Annotated in this window: 10 protein-coding genes; 6 read left to right on the top strand and 4 right to left on the bottom strand. The window is 71.1% G+C overall.

The window, feature by feature from the left end:
- Nucleotides 1-560 (top strand): bifunctional adenosylcobinamide kinase/adenosylcobinamide-phosphate guanylyltransferase (locus tag R6V09_RS40595; protein WP_317886505.1); only part of this gene is annotated, 560 nt, incomplete at its 5' end.
- Here the strand turns inward: R6V09_RS40595 and R6V09_RS40590 are convergent.
- A complete protein-coding gene (locus R6V09_RS40590; protein ID WP_317886504.1) occupies nt 549-1,073 on the bottom strand; it encodes a methyltransferase domain-containing protein in 525 nt (174 codons plus the stop codon). The two genes, R6V09_RS40595 and R6V09_RS40590, sit on opposite strands and share 12 nt — an antisense overlap.
- Nucleotides 1,074-1,211: 138 nt before the next feature.
- Here R6V09_RS40590 and cobT point away from each other — a divergent pair, with 138 nt between their 5' ends.
- The 3 genes from cobT (at nt 1,212) to R6V09_RS40575 (ending at nt 4,824) form a co-directional block, all read left to right on the top strand.
- The gene (gene cobT / locus R6V09_RS40585; RefSeq protein WP_317886503.1) at nt 1,212-2,312 is read left to right on the top strand and encodes a nicotinate-nucleotide--dimethylbenzimidazole phosphoribosyltransferase; all 1,101 of its coding nucleotides are present in this window, start codon (nt 1,212-1,214) and stop codon (nt 2,310-2,312) included.
- A gap of 80 nt (nt 2,313-2,392) precedes the next feature.
- Complete coding sequence (locus tag R6V09_RS40580; RefSeq protein WP_317886502.1) at nt 2,393-4,159, top strand: phosphatidylglycerol lysyltransferase domain-containing protein; 1,767 nt, start codon at nt 2,393-2,395, stop codon at nt 4,157-4,159.
- The gene (locus R6V09_RS40575; protein WP_317886501.1) at nt 4,156-4,824 is read left to right on the top strand and encodes a hypothetical protein; all 669 of its coding nucleotides are present in this window, start codon (nt 4,156-4,158) and stop codon (nt 4,822-4,824) included. The genes R6V09_RS40580 and R6V09_RS40575 overlap by 4 nt, the downstream gene beginning before the upstream one ends.
- 16 nt (nt 4,825-4,840) lie before the next feature.
- Here R6V09_RS40575 and R6V09_RS40570 read toward each other — a convergent pair whose 3' ends face one another.
- Nucleotides 4,841-5,608, bottom strand: coding sequence for a hypothetical protein (locus R6V09_RS40570; protein ID WP_317886500.1), 768 nt, complete (start codon nt 5,606-5,608; stop codon nt 4,841-4,843).
- A gap of 60 nt (nt 5,609-5,668) precedes the next feature.
- Between R6V09_RS40570 and R6V09_RS40565 the strand changes: the two genes are divergently transcribed.
- Nucleotides 5,669-6,454, top strand: coding sequence for an adenosylcobinamide-GDP ribazoletransferase (locus tag R6V09_RS40565; RefSeq protein WP_317886499.1), 786 nt, complete (start codon nt 5,669-5,671; stop codon nt 6,452-6,454).
- 112 nt (nt 6,455-6,566) lie between these two features.
- On the opposite strand, the gene R6V09_RS40560 is transcribed toward R6V09_RS40565, so the two are convergent.
- Both R6V09_RS40560 and R6V09_RS40555 read right to left on the bottom strand, forming a co-directional pair.
- Nucleotides 6,567-7,349: an endo alpha-1,4 polygalactosaminidase gene (locus tag R6V09_RS40560; RefSeq protein WP_317886498.1), complete on the bottom strand. Its 783-nt coding sequence runs from the start codon at nt 7,347-7,349 to the stop codon at nt 6,567-6,569.
- Nucleotides 7,346-7,498, bottom strand: coding sequence for a hypothetical protein (locus tag R6V09_RS40555; protein ID WP_317886497.1), 153 nt, complete (start codon nt 7,496-7,498; stop codon nt 7,346-7,348). The genes R6V09_RS40560 and R6V09_RS40555 overlap by 4 nt, the downstream gene beginning before the upstream one ends.
- A 117-nt stretch (nt 7,499-7,615) precedes the next feature.
- Between R6V09_RS40555 and R6V09_RS40550 the strand changes: the two genes are divergently transcribed.
- Nucleotides 7,616-7,855 (top strand): M17 family peptidase N-terminal domain-containing protein (locus R6V09_RS40550; RefSeq protein ID WP_317886496.1); only part of this gene is annotated, 240 nt, incomplete at its 3' end.

The following is a 7,855-nucleotide window of genomic DNA, read 5'->3' as shown; positions in this document are numbered from 1 at the left end:
ACGAGGACGTGCCCGATGTGCCGCGGCGGACGCTGGTGCTCGGCGGGGCGCGGTCCGGGAAGTCCGTGGAGGCGGAGCGGCGGTTGGAGGCGTTCCCCGGTGTGCTGTACGTCGCGACCGGCGGCTCGCGCAACGGGGACACCGAGTGGGCCTCCCGGGTCTCCGCGCACCGGGAGCGGCGGCCGGGGTCGTGGCGTACGGCGGAGACCTGTGACCTGGTGCCGTTGCTGGCGCAGGACGGGCCGCCGTTGCTGATCGACTGTCTGTCGCTGTGGCTGACGGACGCGATGGACTCCGTGGGGGCGTGGGACGACACGGAGTGGGGGGACGGCGGGGAGAAGGCGTTGCGGGAGCGGGTACGGGAGTTGACCGCCGCTGTGCGTGCCACCCGGCGCACCCTGGTCGCCGTGTCCAACGAGGTCGGCTCGGGGATCGTGCCGGCGACCGCGTCCGGGCGCCGGTACCGGGACGAGCTCGGGCGGTTGAACGCCGCGATCGCCGGTGAGTGCGAGCACGTGCTGCTGGTGGTGGCCGGGCAGGCGATCGCGCTACGGGGCTGACGGCTTCCGGCGCGCGATGATCCGCTGCGGGGCCGGGAGCCGGTCCGGGAGGCGGCGGTGTTCGGTGACGATCTCGCAGTCCCGGGACTCCAGTTCCGCGCGCAGGTCGTCGGACCCGGCCTCCACCAGGAGGAGGCCGCCGGGGCGCAGGACCGTGAGGGCCGCGTCAAGTTCGGCCCCGGGTTCGGTGGCGGGGGTGCGGTCGCGGAGGAGGGTGACGACGTCGTAGCGGGCGTGCAGGGCGGCCGTGATGTGCGGGTCCGCGAGGTGGCCGGCGTAGGCCTCCTCGATGCGTTCGGCGGCGCGGGCCCGGACGACTCGGGGGGTGGGGTCGAGGCCGTCGAATGACGTGTACGGGAAGAGTTCCTTCGCGGTCTCCGGGAAGCGGGCGTCGCCCGTGCCGACGTCGAGCCAGCTCTCCGGTTCGGGGAGCAGGCGCAGGATCGCGCGGGCCAGCGTCCGGTGCCGGCGTCGCTCGTCGAGGGCGCTGACGCGGGTGCGCAGGCTGTTCATGGGCGGCTCCCGGGGACGTACGACAATACGGTGCAAAACGATACGTACGGGATCTCGATCTTCGAGGCAAGGACGTCCCGGGGGCGTGGTGGCCATGTGGCTCTGTCGCGTGCGATCGCTGCCGGTACTGTTCGGCGAATGAGCTCGCTTAATCTCGACGACTTCACCGATCTGATCGAGCGCCCCGACGGTGGTGTGCGCCGTGACGCCGAGGCGCGGCGTGAACGTCAGATCGTGCCGCCCGGGTCGCTGGGCCGACTCGACGACCTGGGTGAGTGGCTGGCGGCGGCGCAGTCCTCCGTGCCGGTGCGGCCGGTCGAACGGCCGCGGGTGGTGTTGTTCGCGGGCGACCACGGGATCGCCGAACTCGGTGTGTCGGCCCGACCGGCGGGCAGCGCCGGGGAGTTGGTGCGGTCGGTGCTGGAGGGCGGCAGCCCGGCCGCGGTGCTCGCCCGGCGGCTCGGGGTGCCGGTGCGGATCGTGGACATGGCCCTGGACTGCGAGCCGGACTCGCTGCCCGACGAGGTCGTGAAGCACCGGGTACGGCGGGGCAGCGGGCGGATCGACATCGAGGACGCGCTGACGCTGGAGGAGGCGACGGCCGCGTTCGAGGCGGGTGTCGCCGTCGCGAACGACGAGGCCGACTCCGGTACGGATCTGGTGGTCCTCGGCGATGTGAGCGTCGGCGGTACGACCCCGGCCTCCGTGCTGATCGCCGCGCTGTGCGGGACCGACGCGTCCGTCGTCACCGGGCGGGGCGGCCTCGCGATCGACGACCTGGCGTGGATGCGCAAGTGCGCGGCGATCCGGGACGCGCTGCGGCGGGCCCGGCCGGTGCTCGGCGACCAGTTGCAGCTGCTCGCCACGGTGGGCGGCGCCGACCTCGCCGCGATGACCGGGTTCCTGCTGCAGAGTGCCGTACGGAAGCTGCCGGTGATCCTGGACGGGGTGGTGGCCGCCGCCTGCGCGCTGGTCGGACAGCGGGTCGCCTTCCGGGCGCCGGACTGGTGGCTGGCCGGGCAGAGCAGCGGGGAGCCGGGGCAGGCGAAGGCGCTGGACCGGATGGCACTGGAGCCGCTGCTCGACCACGGGGTGACCGTCGGCGAGGGCGCGGGCGCGCTGCTCGCGCTGCCGCTGGTGCAGGCCGCGGCGGCACTGGCGGCCGAACTCCCGCTCAAGCCGGAGGAACAGCCGGAGGAGCCGAAGGAGCCGGTCGAGGTGGAGAAGCCCGAGGAGTGATCCGGACGTGATCCGGGCGTGATCGTTGCGGCGACGGAAAAGAACTGTTCGCCGCAACAACACCCATATGATCCTCCTTCATGGGAGATGTCCGGGTCGGGCCCGTTCAGGAACGTCATAGCTCAGGCGCCTCGCGGCGGGCCGCGGCCTTCGCCGTCTGGTATCTGCGGGCCGTCGCGTTCATCAACTTCCTCAGCGCGGCGTGGGTTTCGCTGGGGCAGGACGTACGACGGCACAACCAGGAGAACTTCTTCACGCCGTACCTGCTGACGGCCGGTTTCGCGTCCGGGGTGTTCACGGCGTTCCTCGCCATCACCATGCGGCGCCGCAAACGCGCCGCATGGATTCTGAACCTGGTGGTCAGCGGGCTGTTCCTGGCACTGTTCGGGTTCGCCATGTCGTTCCAGGAGATCCGCCAGTACGCGCAGAACTGGATCTCCCTGGGCCTGACCGCCGCCTTCGTCGCCGCACTGCTCGTGGGGCGGCGGGAGTTCTACGCGAAGGGCGACCGGTCCAACCCCCGGCTGGCCGCCGTCGTCGCCGTCGGCGGCACACTGGCCGCCTCGCTGCTGGCCGGACTGCTGGTGACGGTCACCAACCAGGCGCACGACGCGTCCCGTTCGACGTTCCTGGAGCGCTGGCACTACGGCTCGTTCCGGCTGGTGTCCATCGCCGCCCCGGAGAACCGCTTCCCCGGGATCTGGACCCCGAACTGGGTCAACGTCGCCATCAACGTGCTCAGTACGGTCCTGGTCCTCGCGGTCTTCTACGCCGCGTTCCGCTCCCGGCGCGCCGTCGACCCGCTCACCGAGGACGACGAGAAGAAGCTGCGGGCACTGCTGGAGCGACAGGGCGAGCGGGACTCGCTCGGGTACTTCGCGCTGCGCCGGGAGAAGAGCGTGGTGTGGTCGCCGACCGGCAAGGCGGCCGTCGCCTACCGGGTGGTAGGCGGGGTGTCGCTGGCCTCCGGCGACCCGATCGGCGACCCGGAGGCGTGGCCCGGCGCGATCGAGCCCTGGCTCGCGGAAGCCCGCGTTCACGGATGGATTCCGGCCGTCATGGGCGCGAGCGAGGAGGCCGGCACCGTCTACGCACGGCACGGCCTCGACGCCCTCGAACTCGGTGACGAAGCCCTCGTCGAGGTCGCCGACTTCACCCTCGAAGGACGGGCCATGCGGACCGTACGGCAGGCCTACAACCGGGTGAAGCGAGCCGGGTACACGGTCCGGATCCGCCGCCACGAGGACATTCCGGCCGAGGAGATGGCGTACCTGCTGAAGCGGGCCGACGACTGGCGGGACGGGGCCACCGAGCGCGGCTTCAGCATGGCGCTGGGGCGGCTCGGGGACCCGGACGACGGGCAGTGCGTGATGCTCGAATGCACGGATGGGGACGGCGAGTTGAGGGCGGTGCTGTCCTTCGTGCCGTGGGGACCGCACGGGCTGTCGCTCGACCTGATGCGCCGGGACCGCGACTCCGACAACGGGCTCATGGAGTTCATGGTGATCGAACTCCTCCGCCGCGCCCAGGAGATCGGGATCACCCAGGTCTCGCTCAACTTCGCCATGTTCCGTTCGGTCTTCGAAAGGGGGGCGCGGATCGGCGCCGGTCCGGTGCTGCGGCTGTGGAGGTCACTCCTCAGCTTCTTCTCGCGCTGGTGGCAGATCGAGTCGCTGTACCGCGCCAACGCCAAGTACCGGCCCATCTGGGAACCCCGGTTCCTGCTCTTCGAGAAGAGCGCGGACCTGCTGCGCATCGGCCTCGCGGCGGCGCGCGCGGAAGGGTTTTTGGAGGCGCCGGGACTGCCGAAGTGGCTGCACCGCAAGCACCTGGAGACGCACAGATGAACCGCCTCGCCCGCTGGGCCCGCGCCGAATGGGGACTGCTCTACGTCACCGTGCGCGAGCCGCTGCTGAAGCGCCGCTGGCGGGCGACCCCTATGACGATCGGCGCGGTGCTGCTGACCGCGGTGCTCCAGTTCGTACAGAACCAGTCGTGGGGCTACCAGTTCGTGCAGGACACGGGCGCGGTACGGGCCGAGGACCCGCTGTGGCTGGCCCTGCTCCGCACCCCGCTCTCCCTCTTCGTACCGGCGCTGGACCTCCCCGTGTGGGGCGCGCTGGCCCAGATCCTCTTCGTGTTCGGCATCGCGGAGATCTGCCTCGGCCGCTGGCGCACCCTCGTCATCGCGTACGCCGCGACCCTCGCCGGCACGCTGTACGCCCGCCTCGGCATCTGGCTCGGCTTCGACAACCCGTTCGGGCTGCCCGGCTCGGACCGGCTGGTCGTGGACACGGGCCCCTCCGCGGCGGTGGTCGGCCTCGCGGTGTTCGTCGCGTGGCGCTACGGCGCGTACGCGACTGCGCTCGCGGTGACCGGGGCGATGGCGATCGAGGTGATGCTGAAGGGCAACCTCGCGGGCAAGGAACACCTGGCGGCGATCATCGCGGTGGGACTGCTGTGTCTGGTTTCGGCGCTACGGCATCGGCGGCTGCGAGTGCGGGTGCGGTAGGCGGGGCGGGGCGTGCTCACCGCCGGCCGGGGATCTGCGCCGGTTCCGGATCCGGTTTGCCGCCGATCCAGTCCTGGAGGGCTCGGCGCGGGCCCGCCCAGCGGCGGTCGTGGTGGTAGACGCGGAGGATCGAGCGGGCTCGGGCCCGATGGCGGCGGTTGCGGTAGAAGCGCTTGGCCCAGGGCGAACCCGGGCGGGCCAGCCGGATCGCACCGACGAGGGCGACCAGCGGGACGAGGACGCCGAAGACCGCGGTGCGGGCCTTGCCCTTGCTCAGGGCGATGAGGGAGAAGAGGAAGTTGACCGCGACGCTCACGATCACGCCGGCGCGGTCGTGGAGTTCGGCGGCGGTGAGGTCGTTGACGCCGAAGGGTGAGAAACCGGCGAGTACGAAGCCGACCAGGGCCGCGGTGAGCACCACCGCCTCGACGCTCTTGCGGCCCGCCTCGGTCCAGTACACGTCGTCGAGATAGAGGATCAGCGCGAACTCGTCCAGCACCAGGCCCGCGCCGATCCCGAAGACGATCGCGAAGAGCGCCGATCCGACGCCGTAGCGCGTGCTGGCCACCGCGCCGAAGCCGCCGAGGATGCTGAGGACCACGCCCGGGACGACGTGGTGGATGTGCACGTCGCCGGCCTTGATGTTGCCGAAGGGGCCCTTGCCCGCGCGGATCAACCGGGTGATGACCCGGGTGATGAGGAACGTCAGGACGAAGGCGGTGAGCGCGAGAAGCAGGGGCAGCTTGCCCGGTTCGACGATGTTGCGGTGCAGCCAATGTCCCATATGCGCACTTTAGCGACGGCCGCCGGTACCGCTCCCCGGACCGCCGGGTAACCTGCGCCGGTGTCCAAGACCCAGCCCCTCGACAGCCTCCGCTTCGCGTTCGGCACCCTGACGGTTCTCCCGGTCACGGTGACCCGCTGGGACCGGGAGGCCGCCCGCGCCGGAATGATGGCGGCCCCGATCGTCGGAACGGTCGTCGGTGGCTGTGCGGCGGGGCTCGGGCTGCTGCTCCTGTTTCTGGGCGCGGGCCCGCTGCTCGCCGCCGTTGCCAGTGTCGCCGTGCCTGCCGTTCTCACCCGGGGACTGCATCTGGACGGGCTTGCGGACACTGCCGATGGGCTCGGCAGCGGGAAGCCCGCGGAGGACGCGCTGCGGATCATGAAGCAGTCGGACATCGGACCGTTCGGGGTGCTCGCTCTCGTCTTCGTGCTTCTGGCTCAGGTGGCGGCGCTGGCTCAGCTCTACGGCGACTCGTGGGGCCGGGGTGCCGCCGCGGCGATCGTTTCCGGGATCGCGGCTCGGCTGGCGTTGACCTGGGCCGCCCGTGCGGGGGTGCCTGCGGCTCGGCCGGAGGGGTTGGGGGCGGCGGTCGCGGGGGTGGTACCGGTGGGGGGTGCGGTGGCTATGACCGTGTCCTACGGCGTGATTTCGGCGGCGCTCGGGCCGTTCTTCGGGGGGCGTGGGTACGTGCACGTGGTTGTCGCCGTGGCTGCGGCTCTGGTCGTCGCTGAGGTTCTTCTGCGGCACTGTCGGCGGCGGTTCGGCGGGGTCACGGGGGACGTGTTCGGGGGGCTTGCGGAGACTGCTGCTACGACTGCGCTTGTGGTGCTTTCGGTAAGTGGCTGAGTGCGGGTGCGTGGGGGCTGGTCGCGCCCACGCGGCGGTAGCCGCAAATCAAATACAGCCCCGCGCCCCTGGGTTGGCTGCCCTCAGGTGTGTTCGACAGGACCCTGAGTACTCAGCAGGACTTCCGCCATGCGCCCAGCTCAGGCTTCTTCAGTAGTGAACTCAGCTTCAGGCGGCGGGAGTCGGGGCAGAAGCGGCTGGTCGGGAGTTCGTACTCGACGTGGAAGACCGCCTTGTTGGCCTTGATGAAGGGCTTCAGGGTGTCGCATTCGCCGTACTGGGCGCACTGTTCGTTGACCGCGAAGTCGAAGTCGCTCGCCAGGGCGGGGATTTGGGCGAGGTCGTTCTTGAGGCCGACCGACATGCCCCGGTCGTGGGCCAGCTCGGCGACGAGGCGGTTGTAGCGGAGCTGGTCGGCGGGCTTCAGGGGGAAGCCGGTGTCGTTCTGGTAGCCGTCCATGTTGTCGGGCTCCACCGCGTCGAAGCCCTTCGCACGGCACATGTCGAGGCGGGTCGCCATCAGGGGTTCGAGGACGTCGGTGCGGCGGATGTCCAGCCAGCGTTCGCCCTTCCAGCCGTTGCCCTTGCCCAGCACCGGCTTGGGGAACTTCTTCGCGTCCGGGCGGAAGTCCTCCCAGGCGCCGGTGGAGATGTAGCAGATGACCTTGCGGCCCTTGTCGTGCAGCGCGGTCACCGTGGCCTTGGACCGGTCGAAGCCGTCGATGTCGTAGACCGGGACGTCGACGGAGGTGTCCAGACGTCCGCTGAGCTGCCACTGCCAGGCCACCCCCGGGCGGGGCTGCCACCGTTTCCCGCTCTCCGGCTTGTCGTCGGGGGCGGAGGTGCAGCCCGCGAGCAGCAGGAGGAGGGTGAACAGGGCGGCGGGGCGTCTCACAGGACGAGCTCCAGGTTGTGGGGCGAGGTACCCCAGGGATGATCTCCCATGCCCGGTACCGCGCGGTCGTGCAAACGGATGAGGCCCTGTCCGCGGCCCCGCGCGAACGCCCCGTCGCGCACACGCGCGTAGGCTCCGTCCTGGGCCATCACCAGCCCCCTGTGTCCACCGCCGCCGCAGGTCGGAAATAGGGTCGGCTGTCGGGCCCGGTCGACCCACCCCGTTCGACCACAGAAACTTCACATCGGAAGCGAGAATTCACCACTGTGACTGCTCTCACTCTCAGCACCGCCGCGGCGCCCGGCCTGCGGGCCGACGCGATCGTGATCGGTGTCGGCAAGGGCGGCAAGGGCCCGGTCGTCGCACCGGGCGCCGACGCCGTGGACAAGGCGTACGACGGCAGGCTCGCCGGCGTCCTGGAGACCCTGGGCGCCACCGGTGCCGAGGGCGAGATCACCAAGCTGCCCGCCCCGGCCGGCTTCAAGGCGCCGCTCGTGCTCGCGGTG

Source organism: Streptomyces sp. W16 (genome assembly GCF_033194735.1).
Taxonomy (GTDB): domain Bacteria; phylum Actinomycetota; class Actinomycetes; order Streptomycetales; family Streptomycetaceae; genus Streptomyces.
This window is presented reverse-complemented; position numbering and strand designations above follow the sequence as displayed.